The sequence below is a fragment of the Pedococcus sp. P5_B7 genome, assembly GCF_054049895.1.
Window position 1 is genome coordinate 175381 of sequence record NZ_JBFULM010000008.1, and the last position, 21434, is coordinate 196814.

Annotated in this window: 19 protein-coding genes, 1 tRNA gene and 1 other RNA gene; 7 read left to right on the forward strand and 14 right to left on the reverse strand. The window is 70.7% G+C overall.

What is annotated here, in order from left to right:
* Positions 1 to 8 precede the first annotated feature (8 nt).
* Positions 9 to 3158 (forward strand): alpha-mannosidase, encoded by a 3150-nt coding sequence (locus tag ACXJKD_RS17900; RefSeq protein WP_457256123.1) that lies wholly within the window; start codon positions 9 to 11, stop codon positions 3156 to 3158.
* On the opposite strand, the gene ACXJKD_RS17905 is transcribed toward ACXJKD_RS17900, so the two are convergent.
* The gene (locus ACXJKD_RS17905; protein WP_457256125.1) at positions 3130 to 5043 is read right to left on the reverse strand and encodes a glycoside hydrolase family 15 protein; all 1914 of its coding nucleotides are present in this window, start codon (positions 5041 to 5043) and stop codon (positions 3130 to 3132) included. The genes ACXJKD_RS17900 and ACXJKD_RS17905 overlap by 29 nt on opposite strands.
* A gap of 224 nt (positions 5044 to 5267) precedes the next feature.
* Here ACXJKD_RS17905 and ACXJKD_RS17910 point away from each other — a divergent pair, with 224 nt between their 5' ends.
* From ACXJKD_RS17910 to ACXJKD_RS17925, 4 genes are all read left to right on the forward strand, one after another.
* Complete coding sequence (locus ACXJKD_RS17910) at positions 5268 to 6458, forward strand: sensor histidine kinase (RefSeq protein ID WP_457256126.1); 1191 nt, start codon at positions 5268 to 5270, stop codon at positions 6456 to 6458.
* Positions 6455 to 7129: a response regulator transcription factor gene (locus tag ACXJKD_RS17915; RefSeq protein WP_457256127.1), complete on the forward strand. Its 675-nt coding sequence runs from the start codon at positions 6455 to 6457 to the stop codon at positions 7127 to 7129. The genes ACXJKD_RS17910 and ACXJKD_RS17915 overlap by 4 nt, the downstream gene beginning before the upstream one ends.
* A 117-nt stretch (positions 7130 to 7246) precedes the next feature.
* Entirely contained in the window at positions 7247 to 7531 is a 285-nt protein-coding gene (locus ACXJKD_RS17920; protein WP_457256128.1) for an SHOCT domain-containing protein, read from the forward strand.
* A gap of 153 nt (positions 7532 to 7684) precedes the next feature.
* Positions 7685 to 8044 carry an SPW repeat protein gene (locus ACXJKD_RS17925; protein WP_457256413.1) on the forward strand — a complete coding sequence of 120 codons (360 nt, stop codon included), beginning with the start codon at positions 7685 to 7687 and terminating at the stop codon, positions 8042 to 8044.
* A 7-nt stretch (positions 8045 to 8051) separates the two neighbouring features.
* On the opposite strand, the gene ACXJKD_RS17930 is transcribed toward ACXJKD_RS17925, so the two are convergent.
* The 6 genes from ACXJKD_RS17930 to ACXJKD_RS17955 form a co-directional block, all read right to left on the reverse strand.
* On the reverse strand, positions 8052 to 8444 hold the full coding sequence (locus ACXJKD_RS17930; protein WP_457256130.1) for a hypothetical protein: 393 nt from the start codon (positions 8442 to 8444) through the stop codon (positions 8052 to 8054).
* 101 nt (positions 8445 to 8545) lie between these two features.
* Positions 8546 to 8989: a DUF779 domain-containing protein gene (locus tag ACXJKD_RS17935; protein WP_457256131.1), complete on the reverse strand. Its 444-nt coding sequence runs from the start codon at positions 8987 to 8989 to the stop codon at positions 8546 to 8548.
* A 4-nt stretch (positions 8990 to 8993) separates the two neighbouring features.
* On the reverse strand, positions 8994 to 10517 hold the full coding sequence (exaC, locus tag ACXJKD_RS17940; RefSeq protein WP_457256133.1) for an acetaldehyde dehydrogenase ExaC: 1524 nt from the start codon (positions 10515 to 10517) through the stop codon (positions 8994 to 8996).
* 147 nt (positions 10518 to 10664) lie between these two features.
* Positions 10665 to 11864 (reverse strand): GAF domain-containing protein, encoded by a 1200-nt coding sequence (locus ACXJKD_RS17945; protein WP_457256414.1) that lies wholly within the window; start codon positions 11862 to 11864, stop codon positions 10665 to 10667.
* Positions 11865 to 11991: 127 nt separating this feature from the next.
* Positions 11992 to 12513, reverse strand: coding sequence for a LytR C-terminal domain-containing protein (locus ACXJKD_RS17950; RefSeq protein WP_457256134.1), 522 nt, complete (start codon positions 12511 to 12513; stop codon positions 11992 to 11994).
* Between the two features lie 45 nt (positions 12514 to 12558).
* Positions 12559 to 12855, reverse strand: a complete 297-nt coding sequence (locus tag ACXJKD_RS17955) for a type II toxin-antitoxin system VapB family antitoxin (protein WP_344135994.1) — start codon at positions 12853 to 12855, stop codon at positions 12559 to 12561.
* A gap of 131 nt (positions 12856 to 12986) precedes the next feature.
* Between ACXJKD_RS17955 and ACXJKD_RS17960 the strand changes: the two genes are divergently transcribed.
* Positions 12987 to 14603, forward strand: a complete 1617-nt coding sequence (locus ACXJKD_RS17960; RefSeq protein ID WP_457256136.1) for a helicase HerA-like domain-containing protein — start codon at positions 12987 to 12989, stop codon at positions 14601 to 14603.
* 114 nt (positions 14604 to 14717) lie between these two features.
* On the opposite strand, the gene ACXJKD_RS17965 is transcribed toward ACXJKD_RS17960, so the two are convergent.
* The 5 genes from ACXJKD_RS17965 to ACXJKD_RS17985 form a co-directional block, all read right to left on the reverse strand.
* Complete coding sequence (locus ACXJKD_RS17965) at positions 14718 to 15641, reverse strand: AEC family transporter (protein WP_457256138.1); 924 nt, start codon at positions 15639 to 15641, stop codon at positions 14718 to 14720.
* Between the two features lie 9 nt (positions 15642 to 15650).
* On the reverse strand, positions 15651 to 17558 hold the full coding sequence (locus tag ACXJKD_RS17970) for a propionyl-CoA synthetase (RefSeq protein ID WP_457256416.1): 1908 nt from the start codon (positions 17556 to 17558) through the stop codon (positions 15651 to 15653).
* A 118-nt stretch (positions 17559 to 17676) separates the two neighbouring features.
* Positions 17677 to 18222 (reverse strand): hypothetical protein, encoded by a 546-nt coding sequence (locus tag ACXJKD_RS17975; protein WP_457256140.1) that lies wholly within the window; start codon positions 18220 to 18222, stop codon positions 17677 to 17679.
* A 95-nt stretch (positions 18223 to 18317) separates the two neighbouring features.
* A tRNA-Ser gene (locus ACXJKD_RS17980) sits at positions 18318 to 18405 on the reverse strand.
* Between the two features lie 81 nt (positions 18406 to 18486).
* Positions 18487 to 18948, reverse strand: a complete 462-nt coding sequence (locus ACXJKD_RS17985) for a DUF3817 domain-containing protein (protein ID WP_457256142.1) — start codon at positions 18946 to 18948, stop codon at positions 18487 to 18489.
* Positions 18949 to 19035: 87 nt separating this feature from the next.
* On the opposite strand from ACXJKD_RS17985, the gene ffs reads away from it, so the two are divergent.
* An RNA gene (ffs, locus tag ACXJKD_RS17990) (signal recognition particle sRNA small type) lies at positions 19036 to 19134 on the forward strand.
* A gap of 121 nt (positions 19135 to 19255) precedes the next feature.
* On the opposite strand, the gene ACXJKD_RS17995 is transcribed toward ffs, so the two are convergent.
* Complete coding sequence (locus ACXJKD_RS17995) at positions 19256 to 20662, reverse strand: hypothetical protein (RefSeq protein ID WP_457256144.1); 1407 nt, start codon at positions 20660 to 20662, stop codon at positions 19256 to 19258.
* Positions 20659 to 21354 carry an ABC transporter ATP-binding protein gene (locus tag ACXJKD_RS18000; RefSeq protein ID WP_457256146.1) on the reverse strand — a complete coding sequence of 232 codons (696 nt, stop codon included), beginning with the start codon at positions 21352 to 21354 and terminating at the stop codon, positions 20659 to 20661. The genes ACXJKD_RS17995 and ACXJKD_RS18000 overlap by 4 nt, the downstream gene beginning before the upstream one ends.
* Positions 21355 to 21434 lie beyond the last annotated feature (80 nt).

Genomic DNA, 21434 nt, shown 5'->3' on the forward strand with positions numbered 1-21434 from the left:
GTGGACCCATGCACGACGACACCACCCTGACGACCGGTCGCGTCACCCGCGTCCTCACCGAACGCATCTGGCCCGCGGTCCACGCGGTGTCCGTGCCGTTCACCGTCGAGGCACACACCCTCCCGGGTGAACCGGTGTCACCCTCCGAGGGCCTCGCCCTCCACTTCGAGCCGTATGCCGTGGGCTCACCGTGGGGTGCGGCCTGGGGCACCACGTGGTTCCGGTTGACCGGTGCGGTGCCGGCCGAGTGGGCTGGTCGCCGCGTGGAGGCGGTCGTCGACCTCGGGTTCGACGTGCCCGGGCCTGGATTCCAGTGCGAGGGGCTCGTCTACCGCCCCGATGGCTCACCGGTGAAAGCCGTGAACCCGCTCAACCACTGGGCGCTCGTGGCTGCGGCGGCCGACGGCGAAGAGCAGGTGGAGCTCTATGTGGAGGCGGCGTCCAACCCGGTCGTGTTCGGCCCGGTTCGGTTCAAGCCGACGACCCAGGGTGACCTGCTCACCGCATCACCCGACCTGCTCTACACCACCAGGCGGATGGACCTCGCGGTCTTCGACGAGGAGGTCCATGCCCTCGCGCTGGACCTCGACGTGTTGCTCGGGCTCCAGGCGGAGCTGCCTGCGGGACAACGGCGCAGCCGCATCCTCGAGGCCCTCGACGATGCGCTCGACGAACTCAACCTCCGCGACGTCTCCGGCACCGCGAGTGCAGCCCGGCAGCAGCTGGTCGAGGTGCTGGCCCGCCCCGCGAGCGCGTCCGCCCACCTGGTGTCGGCGGTCGGCCACGCCCACATCGACTCGGCCTGGCTGTGGCCGGTGCGCGAGACCGTGCGCAAGGTGGCCCGCACGACGGCCTCGATGGCCGCGCTCATCGACGAGACCGAGGACTTCGTCTACGGCATGTCGAGCGCCCAGCAGTACGCCTGGGTCAAGGAGCACCGTCCCGAGGTGTGGTCGCGGATCGTCGCGGCGGTGCAGTCCGGACGCTTCCTCCCCCTGGGTGGGATGTGGGTGGAGAGCGACACCGTGATGCCGTCCGGCGAGTCGATGGTGCGCCAGTTCCTCTACGGGCAACGGTTCTTCGAGGAGGAGTTCGGCCTCCGCTCGCAGGGCGTCTGGCTCCCCGACAGCTTCGGCTACTCACCGGCACTGCCCCAGCTCGTGCGGCGGGCCGGCTTCGAGTGGTTCTTCACCCAGAAGATCTCGTGGAACCAGGTCAACACCTTCCCCCACCACACCTTCCTCTGGGAGGGCATCGACGGCTCGCGGGTGCTCACCCACTTCCCCCCGATGGACACCTACAACTCCGAGCTGTCCGGAGCCGAGCTCGCCCTCGCCGACCGGCAGTTCCGCGACCACCGCATCGCGTCGGGATCGATCGCGCCGGTGGGCTGGGGCGACGGCGGAGGAGGGACCACCCGCGAGATGACCGGTCGCGCCGAGCGCCTCGCCGACCTCGAGGGCAGCCCGCGGGTGCGGTGGGAGCACCCCGACGACTTCTACGCGCGCACCCGCGACGAGCTGGTGGGGGACGACGGGCAACCTCGTCCAGGGGCCCCGGTCTGGGTGGGTGAGCTCTACCTCGAGCTGCACCGCGCCACCCTCACCTCGCAGCACCGCACCAAGGCGGGCAACCGGCGGTGTGAGCACCTGCTTGTCGAGGCCGAGCTGTGGGCCACCACTGCCGCGATCCGGACGGGCACGGCATACCCGCACGACGAGCTCGACGCGCTCTGGAAGCAGGTGCTGCTGCAGCAGTTCCACGACATCCTGCCCGGCACGTCCATCGCCTGGGTGCACCGCGAGGCGGTGGAGCAGTACGCGCGGGTCGAGCGCGCCGCCGAGGAGCTGGTGCGCGGCTCGCTCGCGGCCCTGGTCGGTGAGGGGCGTGAGCGGATCGCGGTCAATGGCGCGGGATCCGAGCGTCAGGGCGTCATAGCGGGGGCAGCGGTCGTCCGCGGAGAAGCGGGGGCCAAACCCGTGCAGGTCACCCGGGATGGTGCGGACCTCGTGCTCGACAACGGCGTGGTGCGCGTGACCCTCTCGGCGCAGGGCCTGGTCACGTCCGCCGTCGACCTCACCTCGGGACGCGACGCCATCGCGCCGGGCGGGTCTGCCGGCCTGCTGCAGCTGCACCCAGACCTGCCGAACAAGTGGGACGCCTGGGACGTCGACCGCTTCTACCGCAACCGGGTCCGCGACCTCCGCGAGGCCGACAGCCTCGAGGCATCGGTGGACGAGCGCGGCGTCGCGCACGTTGTCGTCCAGCGCACCATCTCGGCGGATTCGACTGTGCGACAAGCATTCTCACTCGCTCCGGGATCGCAGACGGTGCACGTCGAGCAGGTCACCGACTGGCACGAGGTCGAGACCTTCCTCAAGGTGGCCTTCCCCCTCGACGTGCGCGCGGAGCACACCAGCGCGGAGACGCAGTTCGGCCACCAGCGCCGGGCGACCCATGTCAACACCAGCTGGGAGGTGGCACGCTTCGAGACCTCGATGCACCGGTTCGTGCACGTCGACGAGCCCGGGTTCGGCGTCGCCCTCGTCAACGACTCCACCTACGGATACGACGTCACGCGGGACTGGGTCGAGGACGGCGCGCTCGCGACGACCGTGCGGCTCTCGCTCCTGCGGGCGCCGAGGTTCCCCGACCCCGACACCGACCACGGACCGCACACGCACCGCTACGGGCTCGTCATCGGCACCGGCCTGGAAGGGGCCGCGCGGGAGGGTGTCTGGCTGAACACCCCGGCGCGCGACGTGGAGGGCGCCCACGGGTTCGAGCCCCTCGTGCGGGTCGAGGGTCTGGGCGTCGCGCTCTCGAGCGTCAAGCTCGCGGCCGACCGGTCCGGCGACCTCGTCGTCAGGGTGCACGAGGTGCTGGGGGGCAGGGCATCGGGCTCCGTCCGCGTCGACGCCGATGTGGCGTCGGTCTCCGCGGTCACCCTCCTCGAGGAACCCCTGGGTCAGCCGGCTCGCGACGTGGCGACCGCGGATGGTCCCGGTGTACCGGCGGCCGGCGGCGCCAACTCGCCTTTTGCATGGGATAGCTCCGCGTGGTCAGGCGATGATGGCACTGCTGTCGTGGAGGTGGAGCTCGGACCGTTCGAGGTGCGGACCCTGCGCTTCAGTCGTCCTCAGCGGCAATCACCCTGAGCACCGCGTTGATCAGCCCGAGGTGGGTGAATGCCTGGGGGAAGTTGCCGAGGTGACGGCCGCTCTTGGCGTCGATCTCCTCGGCGTAGAGCCCCAGCGGGGTGGCCAGGCTGAGGAGCCGTTCGCACAGGGACCGGGCGCGCTCCATCTCGCCGACGATGGCCAGACACGACACCAGCCAGAACGAGCAGATGGTGAAGCTGCCCTCCTCGCCGGCCAGCCCGTCGTCGGTCTCCTCCACGCGATAGCGCAGCACCAGGCCGTCGTCGGTCAGCTCGTCAGCGATCGCCAGCACTGTTGCGTGCAGTCGTGGGTCGTCCGGGGGCAAGAAGCCCACCAGCGCCAACAACAGGTTCGATGCGTCCAGTGCGTCCGTCTCGTAGTGCTGGGTGAACACCCCTCGGTCGTCGGTGCCGCGCTCACAGATCTCCGCGTGCATCTCGTCGGCGGCGGTCTGCCACCGTTGGGCCAGCTCGTCGTCCTCACGTACCCGGGCGAGCTTGGCCCCACGGTCAGCCGCGACCCAGCACATGACCTTCGACGAGGTGAAGTGCTTGGGCTCGCCCCGCACCTCCCAGATGCCCCGGTCCGGGTCGCCCCAGTGCTTGATGGCCGACTCGACGAACCCGGTCAGGATCGGCCAGAGCCGCTCGTCGAGGGTGTCGCGCGACTTGGTGTGGATCCACACCGAGTCCAGGATGGCGCCCCACACGTCGAGCTGCTTCTGGTCGAACGCGCCGTTGCCGATCCGCACCGGCCGCGCTCCGTCGTAGCCCGTGAGGTGGTCGAGGAAGGACTCGGTCAGGTCCGTGGCGCCGTCGATGCCGTACATGATCTGCACGTCGTCGGACGACTCGGCGAGGTCGGCGATGAACCAGAAGAAGTCGTTGGCCTCCCAGTCGAAGCCGAGGGTGTCCAGCGCCCACAAGGCCAAAGTCGAGTCGCGCACCCACGTGTAGCGGTAGTCCCAGTTCCGTTCGCCCTTGGGGGTTTCCGGGAGCGAGGTGGTGGAGGCGGCCACGATGGCACCGGTCGGTGCATAGGTGAGTCCCTTGAGGGTCAACGCACTTCGCTCGAGGTGGGTGCGCCACGGGTGGTCCGGGAACCTTCCCCGGGCCAGCCAGTGCTGCCAGTGGTGGGCGGTCCAGACCTGTCGCCGGTAGGCCTCCTCGTAGCTCTGGGGTGCCTCGTGGTCGCTCCACGACAGGGCGATGAAGTGGGTGTCGCCCTCCTTGACCAGCGTCCGCAGGCCGGCCTGTGGGCCCTCGAAGCCCAGCCGGAAGTCGGTGGTCAGCCAGACCTTGTGGTCCTCGCCGTCGGCTTCCGCCACGGCCGAGTGGTAGCCGTCACCGGTGTAGGACCAGGTCGGTTGCTGCCGCCCGTAGTCGAAGACCGGCGTGCAGTTCATCACCAGCTGCACCTCGCCGTTCACGCAGCGGATGGTGCGCAGCAGCACGTGCTCGGCGTCGTAGTCGGTCGGCGTCCGCCGGTAGCGGTAGGAGCGCTCGGTCTCGTGGTGCCACGGTCCCATCAGCAGGGCGTCCCGGACGATGACCCAGCCGGTCGGCGTCCCCCATGAGGTCTCGAGGATCAACGTCCCCGGCAGGTATCTCCGGGCGGTGGGCACCATCATGTCCGCGGGGCCGAGCCGGAACCCCCCGGCGTCGCGGTCGAGGATCGACCCGAACACGCTCGGGGAGTCCATGCGGGGCAGGCACATCCACTCCACGTTGCCGCTCGGCGCGATCAACGCCGTCACCTGGCAGTCGGAGATGAACGCGTAGTCCGCGATCGGCGGGAAGGGCGACCGCGGGAGGTGCCACTTCGGTGGTGGCTGGTCGCCGGTCTCGCCGTGCGGCTCAGGGGTGCTGAGGGTCGAGGTCATGGCAGCTCCTCACGAGGCGCCGTCGCCGAGCGCGCGGCCCGACTCCAAGCGTCCCGCAGATGGTCGCCGTCCGCCATGGGTCGCCCGAGTGGTCCGGGGTGACAGCACGCGGCATGTCGCGTCCTGCCTCCCGCGGGCGGTGCGGGCCTACGTCCGCGGGAGTATGCCGCGCTGCCACCGTCGTGGGACGCCACGCCCTGACGGGGATGCCTACGCTGGCAGGCATGCGCGAGCCCGACGACCTGGCCTGGGGTCCCCCGTGGATGCGAGGTCCGCGGGGCCGATCCGGCAGCGCACACCCCGCCGCGCGCTACCTCCTCGCCTTCGCCGTCGCCCTGATCCAGGTCGGTGGCAGCTTCGGTGCCTCCCACGGGCAGCCCGACCGCCGCCCCCTCGACGCCCTTGCCGTCGTCCTGCTCCTGGTGGCGCCGGTGGCCATCACCGTGCTGCGGCGGCTTCCGCTGTTGGCCCTGGGGGCGACCGCGCTCGCGGCCTCGGTGTACCTCGCGCGCGGATACGCCTACGGTCCCGTGTTCCTCGGCCTCGCGATCGTGCTCGTCGTGACGGTCGTGCGTGGCCACCGGACAGCGGCCTGGTCGGGCGCCGTCGCGGTGCTGGCCGGTGACGCCGTCGGGCGCCTCGTCTTCGACTCGGCAGCGTGGTCGTGGCAGGCCATCGGCGGGCTGCTGGCCTGGACCCTGGTCGTGCTGGCCGTCGCCGAGGTCGGGCGGAGCTGGCGCGACCGGGCCGCGACCTACCGGCAGGCCGCCCGCGAGACGAGGCTGCGGCAGGCCGGGGAGGAGCGCCTGCGCATCGCCCAGGAGCTGCACGACGTCGTGGCGCACCACATGTCGCTCATCAACGTGCAGGCCGGAGTGGCCCTCCACCTGGCTGACCGGCGGCCCGAGCAGGTCGAGCCGGCGCTCGTCGCCATCCGCGACGCCAGCAAGGAGGCGCTCACCGAGCTCCGGTCGCTCATCGACGTCCTGCGCCTCGACGGCGCACCGGCCCCGCGCTCACCGGTCGCCAACCTGGCTGGGCTCGACGACATCGTCGAGCGCAGCGGCCATGCGGGCCTCCAGGTCACCAAGACGGTGAGCGGGCAGGCGCGGGCCCTTCCCGCGGCAGTCGAGCTCGCGGCATACCGGATCGTGCAGGAGGCGATCACCAACATCGTCCGGCACGCGCACGCGACCCGGGCCGCCGTGACCCTCCACTACGGTGACGAGGTGCTCTCCCTGACGATCGAGGACGAGGGCAACGGCGCAGCCGGGCTACCGAACCTCAGGCAGGGCAACGGGATCAGCGGCATGCAGGAGCGGGCGCGAGCGCTCGGCGGCGAGCTGCGGGTCGAGGCGGCGGCCGGCGGAGGCCTCCGGGTCGAGGCCGACCTCCCGACCGGCGGTCCACGATGATCCGGGTGGTGCTGGCCGACGACCAGGCCTTGCTCAGGGCCGGGATCCGGGCGCTGCTCGACGCCGAGGACGACATCGAGGTCGTGGGCGAGGCGGCCGACGGTGCCGAGGCGGTGGCGCTGGTCCGGCAGACCGTGCCGGACGTCGTGCTGATGGACATCCGGATGCCCGGCACGGACGGGCTCGAGGCGACCCGGCAGATCGCGGCCGACGAGCGCCTCTCAGGCACGCGGGTGGTCGTGCTCACGACGTTCGACCTCGACGAGTACGTCTTCGAGGCGGTGCGCATCGGGGCCAGCGGGTTCCTCGTCAAGGACACCGAGCCGGCCGAGCTCCTGCGAGGCATCCGCGCGGTGGCCGCGGGCGACGCCTTGCTGTCGCCCGGCGTCACGCGGCGCCTCATCGGCGAGTTCGCGACCCGCAGCCGCCCCCACGTGGCCCCGGCCGCGGACCGGCTCGGCGAGCTGACCGAGCGAGAGCGTGAGGTCGTCGCCCTCGTGGGCGAGGGGCTCAACAACGACGAGATCGCCCAGCGGCTCTTCCTCAGCCCCGCGACCGCCAAGACCCATGTCAGCCGGTCGATGATCAAGCTGCACGTCCGCGACCGCGCCCAGCTCGTGGTGCTGGCCTACGAGTCCGGTCTGGTGCGCCCGGGGTGGTCGCAGGAGTAGCTGCCGTCCGTGGCGTACGCCCGGGGGAGCAGCTGAGGTGCCGCCCCCTGTGGGATTCGGAAAGCGTTCTCCCGCCGAAGGATTGAGGAGTCAGCTCAATCCGACCAAGGAGTCACCATGACCACCGTCATCGCCACTGCGAACACCCTCGCCGCCCACGACCCCTCCTGGAACGGACCCGGTCCCTGGTGGCCGATCTTCCCCTTCCTGTGGCTGCTCTTCATCATCGGGATCTTCGCCAGCTTCCGCTTCTTCGGCATCCGTCGGTGGCGCCAGGTGCAGGGCTACGCCGGCACCCGCGCCGGCGAGGCCAAGCTGGCTGAGCGCTACGCGGCCGGTGAGATCGACGAGCAGGAGTACGAGCGCCGGCTCGCCACCCTCAAGCGGATGGGGTCGTCATGACCCGGACCGGAAGCGACTCGCGACAGGGCGTGCGCGCCCCGTCCTACGGAGACGGCCGAAGATAGCCAAAAGCGTTGGGCGGGAGGACAATCAAGGTGTTCGGCCCGCCTCGGATCGACGGACCGCCTTCAAGGAAAGGTGGTTGTGACCACCATGAAGCGATGGAACCATCCACAGGATCTCATTGCTCTGATCGCCGGCGCCTACGCAGCCCTCTCGCCGTGGTGGACCACCACGACTGACCGGGCGACCATGACCATGGTCGTGCTGGGTGCCGTCACCGCAGTCCTGGCTCTGATCGAGCTGTTCAGGCCGGACATGATGTCCGTCGAGGGACTCACGGTCCTCCTGGGCGCCTGCATGATCGCGGCTCCCTGGGTCATGGGGTTCAGCGGCACCCGGCCGATGGCGTGGACCGCCTGGATCGTCGGCGCGGTCGTCCTCGTGGTCGGTGCAGCCGACCTCCAGGTGACCCGGTCGCACCACAAGGGGACGATGGCGACCTCCCACTGAGGCGCCCTCAGGTGAGGCTGAGGAGGGCCAGCGCGTAGGCGCATTCGGGGTCAGGATCCGTGTAGGTCTCGCGCCCCTCCTCGGTCTCCACCGTCACGAGCCACTGCCCGTCCTCGCGACTCAGCGACACGAGCCGCTCGCCGATGAGGTCGCGCAGCTGGTCCTCGCGTGGCATCCAGAGCGCGGTGTCGAGCGTGACCGAGTCGAGGGCCCACTCCGTCGTGCCGTTGAAGCCGAGCAGGGGCTGCCCCTTGAAGGTGTGCACGTCGATCGTCAGGTGGCTGATCCAGAACACCTCGCCGACCACGTTGGGCTGGTCGATGGTGAACCGGTCGCCGGGAGCGGGTTCCCACAGCACACCGCCGTGGTTCAGGCTGCGCGACAGCTCCACCGTGATCATGCAGCGAGCCTACGGTGCGCCCCGTGGGGGCGCCGCTCCGCGAACCGGAGGTATGCCGCGCGGCCAGTGGCCCACGCGGCATACCTCGGTCTGTGGTGGCGTCAGAGCAGGTCGAAGGCGCGCAGCTCGTCCTCGCTCATCAGGCGTGACCGGATCAGGAACCGGACCCCCTCCGGCGCCTCGACCGAGAAGCCGCTCCCGCGTCCCTTGACGACGTCGACGGTGAGGTGGGTGTGCTTCCAGTACTCATACTGCGAGACCGACATCCAGAACTCGATCGGGTCGAGCAGCCCGCCCACGGTCAGGTTGTCCAGGTGGACGTCGGCGTCGCCGGTGATGAACTCGCCTTCGGGGTAACACATCGGGGCGCTGCCGTCACAGCAGCCGCCGGACTGGTGGAACATGAGCGGGCCGTGCTTCACGGTGAGGCGGCGGAGCAGGTCCGCCGCCGCACCCGTGAAGTCGACCCGGGTGAGCTGCGGGTCCGGCGCCGAGACCGAGCTGGGATCGGTGTCGGCGTCGGGGGCAGCCTCCGGTGACGTCATCGATCTAGAAGAAGCCGAGGGCGTCGGGGGAGTAGGAGACCAGGAGGTTCTTGGTCTGCTGGTAGTGGTCGAGCATCATCTTGTGGTTCTCACGCCCGATGCCCGACTGCTTGTAGCCGCCGAACGCAGCGTGCGCGGGATACTGGTGGTAGCAGTTCGTCCAGACCCGACCCGCCTTGATGCCGCGGCCCATCCGGTAGGCACGGGCGCCATCGCGGGTCCACACGCCTGCGCCGAGGCCGTAGAGGGTGTCGTTGGCGATCGCGAGGGCGTCAGCCTCGTCGGTGAAGCTCGTGAGCGACACGACCGGTCCGAAGATCTCCTCCTGGAAGATCCGCATCGAGTTGTTGCCCTCGAAGACGGTGGGGGTGACGTAGTAGCCCTCGGCGAGGTCGCCGTCGAGCACGTTGCGCTCGCCACCGGTGAGCACCTTGGCGCCCTCCTGACGGCCGATGTCGAGGTAGGACAGGATCTTCTCGAGCTGGTCGTTGCTGGCCTGCGCGCCGATCATCGTGTCGGTGTCGAGCGGGTTGCCCTGCTTGACCTTCTCCACGCGCTCGATCGCGTCACCCACGAAGTCGCTGTAGATCGACTGCTGGACGAGGGCGCGCGACGGGCAGGTGCAGACCTCGCCCTGGTTGAGCGCGAACATCGTGAAGCCCTCGAGCGCCTTGTCGTAGAACGCGTCGCTGCTCTGGGCCACGTCGTCGAAGAAGACGTTCGGGCTCTTGCCGCCGAGCTCCAGGGTGACCGGGATGATGTTCTGGCTGGCGTACTGCATGATCAGTCGGCCCGTGGTGGTCTCACCGGTGAAGGCGACCTTGGCGACGCGGTTGGAGCTGGCGAGCGGCTTGCCGGCCTCGACGCCGAACCCGTTGACCACGTTGAGCACCCCGGCCGGGATGAGGTCGCCGATCAGCTCGAGCACCTTGAGGATCGACCACGGGGTCTGCTCGGCCGGCTTGAGGACGACGGCGTTGCCGGCCGCGAGCGCGGGAGCGAGCTTCCACGTGGCCATCAGGATCGGGAAGTTCCACGGGATGATCTGGGCGACGACGCCCAGGGGCTCGTGGAAGTGATAGGCGACGGTGTTCTCGTCGATCTCCGAGCTGCTGCCCTCCTGGCCGCGCAGCACGCCACCGAAGTAGCGGAAGTGGTCGATCGCGAGGGGCAGGTCGGCGGCCAGGGTCTCGCGGACCGGCTTGCCGTTGTCCCAGGTCTCGGCGATCGCCAGGGCCTCGAGGTTCTCCTCCAGGCGGTCGGCGATCCTGTTGAGGACGAGCGCGCGCTCGGCGAGCGAAGTCTTGCCCCAGGCCGGCGCTGCGGCGTGCGCTGCGTCGAGGGCTGCCTCGATGTCCTCGGCGGTGCCGCGACCGACCTCGGTGAAGGCCCGGCCGGTCACCGGTGAGATGTTCTCGAAGTACTCGCCCTTCTTCGGCTCGACCCAGTTGCCGCCGATGAAGTGCCCGTAGCGCGGCTCGACCGTGACCTTCGAGCCTTCGGTTCCGGGGGGTGCGTAGACCGTCATCGCTGTTCTCCCAACGTCTTTGGTGGTGCCCCGCGTGTGGGGGTTGCCGTGACGGTAGGCAACGCAACGTTGCGACCACGTTGCACGCCCCCCCAGCAGCAACCTTTGCTAGCAAAGGTTGCTCGGAGACGTCGAGTCGCGGACGGGTCAGGCGCCGAGCTCGCGGTCGAGGCGCGCGATCTGGCCGACGACCAGCGGCCGCAACGGGGAGGTGTTGCCGAGGTTGGCGAGCTGGGCGGTCCACATCTCGTGGTCGTCGGTGCCCCACGCCGAGCGCGTCCAGGTCGACATCAGGTCTGGCTCACCACTGGCGAGCAAGGCGCGTCGCAGCTGGCCCTCGACGCTGCCCCGCAGCCGGCGGACCCCCGGTGAGGTCGAGGCAGGCAGCAGCGGTCCCCGATAGGTGCGCAGTGCGGCGCCGACTGCGCCCGCCGCGAGATGGGCCTCGACGGCCAGCCAGTCCGCCGTGACCTCGGCCGCGAGCCGGTAGGGCCGCGAGGCCAGCAGGTCGTCACCGAGGAGCGACCGCAGCCGGTTGAGCTCGGCCCGCAACGTCGACGACGTCACGTCCTCCTCGTACAGCAGCACCCCGAGCTCGTCGCCCGAGAGGCCGCGGGGTGCGGACGCCAAGAGGAGCAGGATCTCGCTGTGCCGGCGGCTGAGCCGCACCGTGCGCGGGTGGCCGCGACCGTCGTCCACGGTCAGCAGGGCCTCGTCGCGACCGAGGGCGTGGACGGCTGCGGTCAGCCGTGACGACGACTGGTGCGGCTGGTCGGCGCCCCGGGTGAGCAGCTCGCGCGCGAGCTCGGCCTCGGCCATCCGGGCCGCAGCCCGGACCATCGCCATCGTCTGCGGGACGACGATCTGGTCGCCCCCGGTGATGTCGAGGACGCCGAGCAGGGACGCGGTGGTCGGGTCGTGGATCGGTGTCGCGGCGCAGCTCCAGCGCTGGACGGAGCGGCGGAAGTGCTCGGCCCCGATGATGTTGACCGACTGGTCGAGGGCCAGCGCCATGCCGGGGGCGTTGGTGCCGGCGAGCCGCTCGTCCCAGTTGCTGCCCTCGACGAACCCGATGCTCTCCGCCCGCCGCAGCACGCTGGGCGTGCCGCAGACCCAGAGGAGCTGCCCGGCGGCGTCCGACACCGCCATGATCGCGTCGCACTCGCGGGCGGCCCGGCCGAGCACGTCGTCGAGAAGCGGGAACACCTGGGCCAACGGGTGTGCCTCGCGGTGGTCGCGCAGCGCGTCGGCAGGCAGCGTGATCGGCGCCTCCACGCAGTCGGCCTCCACCCCGGCTGCGGCGGACCTGACCCAGGAGTCGGCCACCTGGGCGCGCACCGCCGTCATCGGTTCCACCGCATCAGTGTGCGTGGGGCTCAGGCACCTGTCCACGGTCGTCCGGACTGGGTCAGCCCAGCGGCGACCTGCCGCGCCGAGCGGTCCGGGTCAGCGGACCGGCGTCAGCGGACCGGCATCAGCAGGTGGGGGTGGTGGCCGACGCCGCCGGCTTCTTCGGCGGGGCCGTCAGGGCGGTGAACTTCGCACCGAGGACGAGGTCGACCGAGGAGTCGGTGCGGCTGTCCTTGACCGCCTTCGCCCCCTTCACCAGGGCCAGCACCAACTTGCTGGAGGACGCCCCGGTCGGCCCGTACCGGACCTCGGCCGCCACCGTGACGTCGCGCTGCAGCGGGTCGTTGCTGACCGTGGAGATCTTGAATCCACGCTTGCGCACGTCGGCTGCCGTCTTGGCCGCGAGGCCGCTGCGCTCGGTGGCGTTGTAGACGTTCACGGTGACCTGGGCCGGTGTCTTCACGGTCGAGGTCGCGGTGCAGGTGGGCGCGGGCGACGCCTTCGCCTTGTTGCTGTCCTGGTAGTAGGAGTAGGCGTACCAGAACGCGAAGAACAGCATCAGCGCGACGACGCCGAGGGTGATGAGCGCCCTGCGGCGGCGCGCCCGGCGGGCGCGCGACGACCCCGACTCGACGACGTAACTCATGTACCCACCTCCGCCCGCGTCAGCGCGGCCCCGACATGCCTGGGGTCAGTCAAGCACGAGGACGCGCGCGTGGAGGGTAGGTCGCTGCTGAAGCGCGGCTCGCAGCGCGCGGTGCAGACCGTCCTCGAGGTAGAGCGTGCCCTTCCACTCGACCACGTGGGCGAAGAGGTCGCCGTAGAACGTGGAGTCCTCCGCGAGCAGGTGGCCGAGGTCGAGCGTGCGCTTCGTGGTGACGAGCTCGTCGAGCCGCACCATGCGCGGAGGGACGTCAGCCCAGTCGCGAGGGGTCTGCTTCCCGTGCTCCGGGTACGGACGCCCTTCGCCCACCTTCTTGAAGATCACCCCGCCACCATAAGGGTATGCCGCGTGCGCGGCCCGAGGCGTGCCCGCACGGTGGCGTGGGTCGAGGCGTCGCCGGCAGGGTCTGCCGTACACCTGCCCGGGTGCGTGGACGCGCCACTAGAGTGCCGAAGGTGACCGAGACGACACCTTCGCAGACCCCCTCAGAGCCGGCTGGCGCGAACAACGCGCAGCTCGACGAGATCCGCGCCGGGTACTCCTTCGAGGGTGGGGCCCTCCACTTCGGCGCCACCGTGATCGACGGCAAGGCGTATCCCGATGCCCCCGTGCGCATCCCGTTGTCCACCCTCAACCGGCACGGCCTGGTGGCGGGCGCGACCGGCACGGGCAAGACGAAGACGTTGCAGCTCATGGCCGAGCAGCTCTCGGGCCAAGGCGTGCCCGTCTTCCTCGCCGACATCAAGGGTGACCTCTCCGGTCTCGCGACGGCCGGGCAGGCGAACGACAAGGTCGCCGCCCGCGCGGCGGACGTGGGGCAGCAGTGGGTCGGCACGGCATACCCGACCGAGTTCCTGTCGCTGGGCGGCCTCGGCAACGGCATCCCGATTCGCGCCACCATCACGTCCTTCGGGCCCACGTTGCTCTCGAAGGTGTTGGGGCTCAACGAGACCCAGGAGTCCAGCCTCGGACTGGTCTTCCACTACGCCGACAAGAACGGCCTCGCGCTCCTCGACATCAAGGACCTCCGCGAGGTCATCGCGTTCCTCAGCTCCGACGAGGGCAAGGCCGACCTCAAGTCGCTCGGTGGACTGTCCTCGGCGACGGCCGGCGTCATCCTGCGCGAGCTCATCGCGTTCTCCGACCAGGGCGCCGAGGCGTTCTTCGGCGAGCCCGAGTTCGATACGCAGGACCTGTTGCGAACGGCCGCCGACGGCAAGGGCCTCGTCACGTGCCTCGAGCTGCCGGCCGTCCAGGATCGACCGGCCCTCTTCTCCACCTTCCTCATGTGGATGCTGGCCGACCTCTTCCACGACCTGCCTGAGGTGGGCGACGTCGACAAGCCGAAGCTGGTCTTCTTCTTCGACGAGGCGCACCTGCTGTTCAACGATGCGAGCAAGGCGTTCCAGGACGCGATCGAGCAGACCGTGCGGCTGATCCGGTCGAAGGGCATCGGCGTCTTCTTCGTGACGCAGTCGCCCAAGGACGTGCCCTCGGACGTGCTCGCGCAGCTCGGCAACCGCGTGCAGCACGCCCTGCGCGCGTTCACGCCCGACGACGCCAAGGCGCTCAAGGCCGCCGTGTCGACCTACCCGCACAGCGGCTATGACCTCGCCAAGCTGCTCACCTCGCTCGGCACCGGTGAGGCAGTCGTGACCGTGCTCTCCGAACGCGGCGCCCCCACGCCGGTCGCCTGGACCCGCATGATCGCCCCGCAGTCGCTGATGGCGCCGTCGGACGAGGCGACCGTCAAGCAGGTCATCGCCGCGTCCGCGATCGGCTCGAAGTATGCCGCGATGGTCGACCGCGAGTCCGCCTACGAGAAGCTCCAGGCCAGGCTCCAGCAGGCGCCGACGCCCGAGCAGGCCCCCGCGCCCGCTCCGAGCGGTGCCGCGACGCAAGCCAGCACGTCCAGGCCGACTCAGGCACGGCAGTCCTCCAAGCCTGAGCCGGGGATCGTCGAGCAGGTGGTGAAGTCGAGCGCGTTCAAGTCGATGGTTCGCTCGGCCGGGACGGTCATCGGTCGCGAGATCACCCGCTCGATCTTCGGCACCGCGCGCCGCTCGCGCTAGCACGCGGCATACCGGACGACCCATCCTCCACCCGTCGCCATCTCATGCATAAGGCGAGTTAGCGCCACCCGCACCGGCGCTAACTCGCCTTTTGCATGAGATAGCGCCGACGCCTCAGCCGAGGAGGGCGGCCACGAGCAGGATGACGGGGACGGCGCCGATCGTGGTGATGAGGATGGTGTCGCGGGCCAGGACCGTCGCCCGGTCGTAGCGGGTGGCGTGCACGAAGATGTTCTGGGCGGTCGGCAGCGCCGAGGTGACGACGATCGCGAGCAGCGCGTGGCCGTCGACTCCCAGCACCACGCTGGCGACGAACCACGCGACCAGGGGCTGCACGAATAGCTTGAGCGACGACGTGGTGACCAGCTCGGCCACCGAACCGGTGCGCCCGAGCCCGGGGCCCAGCCGCAACGCGATGCCGTAGGCGACCAGCATCGAGGGCACGGCCATGTCGCCGAGCAGCCCCAGTGGCGCGGAGACCATCGTGGGCAGGGTCCACCCGGTGAGTGACAGCCCGAGGCCGATGAGGGAGCCGACGGTCAGGGGATTCAGGAACGGCTTGGTCAGCAGCTGCCACCAGGACGAGCGACCACCGCGGGCATCGGCGTCGAGGAAGCCCAGGGCCACGGGCTGGAACACGAGCAGCTGGAAGAGCAGCGTCGGCGCCACGAAGGCCGCATCGCCCAGCACGTAGCTGGCAACCGGGATCCCGAGGTTGCCGGCGTTGACGTAGGACGACGAGAGGGCGCCGATGGTCGTGTCACCCATCGAGCGGTGCCAGAGCGTGCGCGCCAGCACGACGTACACGCCACCGGCGACCACCACGCCGGCAGCAGAGGCGCCCAGGTTCGCGGAGAGCACCTGGTGGACGTCGGCCCGCGAGAGCGTGACCACCATGAGGGCCGGGCTGGCGACGAAGAAGGCCAGCCGTGACAGGACCTGCTGCGCGCCGAGGTCGACGATCCTCAGGTGGGCCAGCAGGGCGCCCACGGCAATGACCAGGCCGATGGTGGTGAAACCGTTGAGGACTCCCTGCACCCCGTCAGGCTAGGCGGGCGAGGACAACACGGGTCCGAGGGTCTCAAGGACCGAGGCATCCTCGATCGTGCCGGGGACCGTGGGTGTCCTGCCGTCGGCCATCTCCCGCATGGTCTTGCGCAGGATCTTGCCCGACCTCGTCTTGGGCAGCGCGGCGACGACGTCGACCCGTTGCAGCGACGCGATGGCACCGACCTCGTCGCGCACCCGTTGCTTGAGCTCGGTGCGGATGCGCTCTCCGTCGGATTCGCCGTCGACGCCGGCCTTGAGCACCACCAGCGCCCGCGGCACCTGTCCCTTGAGGTCGTCGTGGACGCCGATCACCGCGCACTCGGCCACGGCGGGATGCCCGGCCAGTGCCGCCTCGATCGAGCCGGTCGAGAGCCGGTGGCCCGCGACGTTGAGCACGTCGTCGGTGCGACCCATCACGTAGAGGTAGCCGTCCTCGTCGACCAGGCCGCCGTCGCCGGTGAGGTAGTAGCCATCGAACGCCGACAGGTAGCCGGACACGTACCGGTCGTCGTCACCCCAGAGGGTCGGCAGGGTGCCGGGGGGCAGGGGCAGCCGGATGCAGATGGCGCCTTCCTCGCCGGCCCCGAGCTCCTGGCCGGCCTCCCCGAGGATGCGCACGTCGAAGCCGGGGGTCGGCACGGTCGGCGACCCCGGCTTGATCGGCATCGGCTCGAGCCCGCGCAGGTTCGCGGCGATCGGCCAGCCCGTCTCGGTCTGCCACCAGTTGTCGACGACCGGCACCCCGAGTCGATCGGTCGCCCACGCGTAGGTGTCGGGGTCGAGGCGCTCGCCGGCGAGGAACACCGTCTCGAGCGTGGAGAGGTCGTGACCCTTCATCAGCTCGCCGTCTGGGTCGTCGCGCTTGATCGCCCGGTATGCCGTGGGCGCGGTGAACATCGCCTTCACCCCATGGTCGGCGATCACCTTCCAGAACGCGCTCGCATCCGGCGTGCCGACCGGTTTCCCTTCGTACAGAACGGTTGTCGCGCCGGTCAGCAGAGGCGCGTAGACGATGTAGGAGTGCCCCACCACCCAGCCGACGTCGCTGGCGGTGAACCAGGTGTCGCCCGGCTCGATGCCGTAGACGTTGCCCATCGACCAGCGCAGGGCGACCGCGTGACCGCCGTTGTCGCGGACGATCCCCTTCGGCCGCCCCGTCGTCCCTGACGTGTAGAGGATGTAGAGCGGGTCGGTGGCCCCCACCTCGACGCAGTCGGCGGGCTCGGCGTCGGCGACCAGCTCGTCCCAGTCGAGCTCCTCCCAGTCGGTGTCGCGCTCGCCGACGGCGGCACGAGCCTGCTCGCGCTGCAGGACGATCACCGACTCCGGCTTGTGCGAGCTGCGGTCGAGGGCGGCGTCGAGCAGCGGCTTGTACTCGACCACTCGCGTCGGCTCGACACCACAGCTCGCGGCCACGATCACCACCGGCTTGGCGTCCTCGATGCGGGCCGCGAGCTCGGCCGGCGCGAAGCCGCCGAAGACCACGGAGTGCACCGCCCCCAGCCGGGCGCAGGCGAGCATCGCGACGACCGCCTCGGGCACCATCGGCATGTAGATGACGACCCGGTCGCCCTTGCCGACCCCCAGTGACGCGAGCGCGCCGGCGAACGTCGCGACGCGGTCGAGCAACGCGGCATACGTGATGGTCTGGTGGGTGTCGGTCACCGGGGAGTCGTAGTGCAGCGCCGGCTGGTCACCACGCCCCGCGGCCACGTGCCGGTCCAGCGCGTTGAAGCAGGTGTTGAGGGTGCCGCCGGTGAACCAGCGGTAGAACGGCGGCCGGTCGTCGTCGAGCACCCGCGGTGGGGGAGTGATCCAGTCGATCGCCTCGGCGGCCCGGCCCCAGAACGCTTCGGGGTCCTCGAGGCTCTGCCGGTATGCCGCGTGGTAGTCACCGTTGCCCATGTCGCCATCGTGGGCCACCACGCCGCGACCCGCCAGAGCGAACGGGCCACCGTGCCTCTAGCTGCCTCGTGGCCGAGCCGGTCGGGGTGATCGGCGCGGCGCCCCGGTGGTCGGTGGGTCAGTCCTTCGGGGTGCTCTGGTAGCGGATGTAGGCGCTGGAGTCGCGGTGCCACAGGCGGACGAGCGTCCAGGCGCCGACGAGGAGCAGCCCGAGGGCGAGGGTGCGCGCGAACAGCCCGGCGGTGGGCAGCAGGGCACCCGCGAACAGTCCGAGCGACAGGGGGAACAGCACGCTGGCGATGATCCGCGCCCACCGTGACCCGCGGGCCGTGGCCCGGGCCATGGCGAGCCAGATGAGGCAGCTGACGATGGCGACCGCGGTCGTCAGGCCGAGGGTGAACCGCAGCACGCCCTCGATGTCGGCGTTGGTGGCCGGCAGCTTGCCCACCGCCACCTCGTGACGGATCGCGTCGCGCAGCTGACCACGGGTGAGGAAGCCGCGCACCACCTCGAGCACCTCGAGCGCCGCACCGAACTGCATCAGGCGCACCGCGTCGATGATCGACCGTGGCGGGACCAACGGTGAGCCGGGACGCCACGTGGTGTCGTCCGGACGCCCGTCGTCGGGACTCAGGACTCCGCGCCAGTTGATCTGTCGGGCCATGCGGTGCGGCTCCTCCGGACGACGCCGGTGCCTGACGGGTCGGCCTCGTCGAGCGTGGTCGACCCGTCACGCACCCGAGCACGGGACCTGGTTTGTGGCGGAGGATAGGGGATTCGAACCCCTGAGAGCTTTCACTCAACACGCTTTCCAAGCGTGCGCACTAGGCCACTATGCGAATCCTCCGCCGAGGAGGCTACCTGAGCCGAAGCCCACCACTGAAATCGCTCCCGGATGGCCGGGTCGAGACCGCTCCGACGACGGTCGTCAGCTCGGCGACGACGGGGGCGGACCGACGAGCAGGGCCAGCAGGGTGAGGGCGCCGACCGCGAGGGCAGCGGCGCCCGCCGCGGCCACCGGTCGCGCCAGCATCCACGCCTGCACCCGCTCCGGGGCACTCTTCGGTGCCTCACCGCCAGGGGCCAGTCGCCACGGGCCGTCGAGCTGACCACGCCGCTCGGCCCGGCGGTCGAACCACACGGTCATGAAGGGCGGCACGGCGCTCGCCAGGGCGAGCACCGTGGTGCCGAGCCGCCACCGCTGGTTCACGGCGACGAAGACGGCGCCCAGGCAGTAGGCGATGAAGACCACTCCATGGACCATGCCGAAGACCCGGACGCCCAGCTCGGTCGTCTCGGTGACGTACTTGAGGAACATCCCGACGAGGAGCAGGGCCCAGGTCACCGCCTCGGCGATGGCGAGACGACGGAAGAGGTGCAAGGGGGACATCGCGTGCTCCAGGCGGTGGTCGGGCGGGTGGCCCATCGTCGCAGGACGGGGATTCGCTGAGTCGCCCGGGGCCCGTCTACACTTGTCGCAGGCACCCCGTGTGGTGGTACCTCTCCGAACTCCCCCAGGGCAGGAATGCAGCAAGGGTAGGAGAGCTCTTCCAGGTACGCGGGGTGTCCCTCTATGTCCCGACGGCTTGTGTCCCGACGGCTTATGTCCCGACGGCTTTGTCCCAACGCCGCGGGGGTATGCCGCGTGGCCGGCTCGCGACCTCGGCCGACTGGCCGAAGGGCCGGCGCCGCACGCCTCAGGTGCGGTGGCCCTCGTCGAGCAGCCTGACGCGTCGCCGCCCGAACGCCACCGCGGCATACGAGGCGAGCACGAGGACCATGAGGGCGTTCGAGGCGCTCGACCTCGTCAGCAGCGCGGTCGCGGCGACGCCGCCGATGATGGTGAGCAGCAGGGGCCGGGAGTACCAGAACGCCACCGACACCACGGCCGAACCCGGTGAGAAGAGGCTGACCGGCGGCAGCCCTCGGAACGCCGCCATCAGGTGGGCCCCGGCCACGAGCGCCACCATCGCGAGCGGCCAGACCACTGCGGCGAGGCCGGCGCCCGGCGCGGTGAGCACCACGGTGGCCCCGGACAGGAGCGCGACCACGGAGTACAGCACCGAGGGCGTCACCAGGTGGGCCAGCGCCTCCTTGCCGTAGGCGAGCCCGATCAGTGGCGGGGTGCCGGCGTTGTCGCCCTGGAGCCGAAGCCCCTCGGCCCAGGCGCCGTAGCCGAGGTAGCAGGACAGGGTCCCCACGAACGCGACGATGTTGGGCACGCCCGGGATCGTCGCGTGGGCGAGCGACCAGCAACCGGCGCCGACGAGCAGCAGGCCGACGACCAGCGCGCCGGGTGAGCGGCGAAGCCCCAGCAGGTCGCGCTCGGCGACGACGGCGACCGGACCCCTGGCGCGGAGCCGGGTTCGGCGTAGCCGGGTGGACGGGGAGGCGACGTCGAGTCGGGCCGCGCGCAGGTCGCCGGCCAGCACAGCACCACCCATCGTCACCGCCCGTGAGGACTGCGTGCGCAGCCCGACGTGGTGCAGCGCCCGCAGCGAGCGAGCGCCCCGGAGCACGGTCGAGGCACCCCGGGGTCCGGTCGGCCACGACCGCACCTGGCCCCACAGCCACGACCCCGCGAACCCGAGCCCGACCGCCAGCCCACCCAGGCTCGACGGCAGCAGGGCCCACGGCGACGACACGTCGGCGACGACCATCCCGGTGCCGATGACGGCACCGGTGAGCAGACCACCGATGAGGCAGCCGAGCAGGCTCAGCCGCCACCAGCGACGCAGCACGACTGCGCGGTCGAGCGAGCTGACGGCGATGTGGTCGAGGTAGGGGAGGTCCGGCACGACCGGCCCGCGGAGCGACCCGAGCCGGTGCCCGACGAGCCACACGGCGACGACGAGGACGCCGACGACCAGCACCCCCTGGATCCCGGTCAGGTGTCGGGAGAGCCAGGCCGGGTCGACGAACTCGAAGAAGGCCCGTGACGCCGGCACGCCGTAGGTGAGGGAGGCGATCACGGCGACGTACGCGGCATACACGACGTTGCCGTTGCCCTCCTCGGGCAACCCGCCGCGGATCACCCGACGCGCCTGGTCGAGGCGCTCCCGGTCGCTCGTCGGGCCGACTTCGCGGGCAGGCTCCGCAGTCACGGGGCGACCACGTCGATGACGCGGTCGGCGATCGCGGCCGTCATCTCGGGGTCGTGGCAGGCCACGACGAGCGCGTCACCAGCAGCCTTGCGGGCCACCAGGATCTCGGTGAGCAGGCCGCGCTTGTGGGTGTCGAGCCGCTGCTCTGGTTCGTCGAGGAGCAGCACCCGCGACGGGCGGAACAGCACCAGTGCGAGGTGGAAGAGGTGCTGCTGGCCCGACGACAGCTCGTGCGGGAACCGCTCGGAGAGGTGGTCGATCTCGAGGCTCACGAGCAGGTCGTCGGCCCGCTCGTCCGCGGTGCCGATCGCGCCGCCCCACGTGGAGTCGATGAGGACGAGGTGGTCGACGACCGTCAGGTCGCGGTATGCCGTGGGGTAGCCGATCAGCGCGGCGACGCGAGCGCGGGTGGCCCGGTCGCGTTCGTCGACACGGCCGCCGTCGAGGGTCGCGCTCCCCTCGGACGCCGCGAGCGTGCCCGCGAGGATGCGCAGGAGGGTCGTCTTGCCACTGCCGTTCTCCCCCCGGACCACGACGCACTCGCCCGAGGAGACCGCGAGGTCGATGGGGGAGAGGAGCACGTTGCCGTCGATGTGCTTGCCGACCCCGGCTGCCTCGAGGCGGATGGGTGCAGCGTCCTCGGACCCGCCGGGGGGCGGCTCGGTGGTGTCATGTCTGCGGCGCGCGAACATCTGCCTCCCTCGTCCGCGCCAGTCTGCCACCGAGGACTTCGCGGGCCCGCCGGGGCCCGCGGGAGGGGCCCGCGGGAGGG

What these genes read in the sequence shown, in the direction of transcription:
- ACXJKD_RS17900 (WP_457256123.1), top strand. Translation starts at nt 9, where the DNA reads ATGCACGACGACACCACCCTGACGACCGGTCGCGTCACCCGCGTCCTC.
- ACXJKD_RS17905 (WP_457256125.1), bottom strand. Translation starts at nt 5,043, where the DNA reads ATGACCTCGACCCTCAGCACCCCTGAGCCGCACGGCGAGACCGGCGAC.
- ACXJKD_RS17910 (WP_457256126.1), top strand. Translation starts at nt 5,268, where the DNA reads ATGCGCGAGCCCGACGACCTGGCCTGGGGTCCCCCGTGGATGCGAGGT.
- ACXJKD_RS17915 (WP_457256127.1), top strand. Translation starts at nt 6,455, where the DNA reads ATGATCCGGGTGGTGCTGGCCGACGACCAGGCCTTGCTCAGGGCCGGG.
- ACXJKD_RS17920 (WP_457256128.1), top strand. Translation starts at nt 7,247, where the DNA reads ATGACCACCGTCATCGCCACTGCGAACACCCTCGCCGCCCACGACCCC.
- ACXJKD_RS17925 (WP_457256413.1), top strand. Translation starts at nt 7,685, where the DNA reads ATGAAGCGATGGAACCATCCACAGGATCTCATTGCTCTGATCGCCGGC.
- ACXJKD_RS17930 (WP_457256130.1), bottom strand. Translation starts at nt 8,444, where the DNA reads ATGATCACGGTGGAGCTGTCGCGCAGCCTGAACCACGGCGGTGTGCTG.
- ACXJKD_RS17935 (WP_457256131.1), bottom strand. Translation starts at nt 8,989, where the DNA reads ATGACGTCACCGGAGGCTGCCCCCGACGCCGACACCGATCCCAGCTCG.
- exaC (WP_457256133.1), bottom strand. Translation starts at nt 10,517, where the DNA reads ATGACGGTCTACGCACCCCCCGGAACCGAAGGCTCGAAGGTCACGGTC.
- ACXJKD_RS17945 (WP_457256414.1), bottom strand. Translation starts at nt 11,864, where the DNA reads ATGACGGCGGTGCGCGCCCAGGTGGCCGACTCCTGGGTCAGGTCCGCC.
- ACXJKD_RS17950 (WP_457256134.1), bottom strand. Translation starts at nt 12,513, where the DNA reads ATGAGTTACGTCGTCGAGTCGGGGTCGTCGCGCGCCCGCCGGGCGCGC.
- ACXJKD_RS17970 (WP_457256416.1), bottom strand. Translation starts at nt 17,558, where the DNA reads ATGGGCAACGGTGACTACCACGCGGCATACCGGCAGAGCCTCGAGGAC.
- ACXJKD_RS17975 (WP_457256140.1), bottom strand. Translation starts at nt 18,222, where the DNA reads ATGGCCCGACAGATCAACTGGCGCGGAGTCCTGAGTCCCGACGACGGG.
- ACXJKD_RS17985 (WP_457256142.1), bottom strand. Translation starts at nt 18,948, where the DNA reads ATGTCCCCCTTGCACCTCTTCCGTCGTCTCGCCATCGCCGAGGCGGTG.
- ACXJKD_RS18000 (WP_457256146.1), bottom strand. Translation starts at nt 21,354, where the DNA reads ATGTTCGCGCGCCGCAGACATGACACCACCGAGCCGCCCCCCGGCGGG.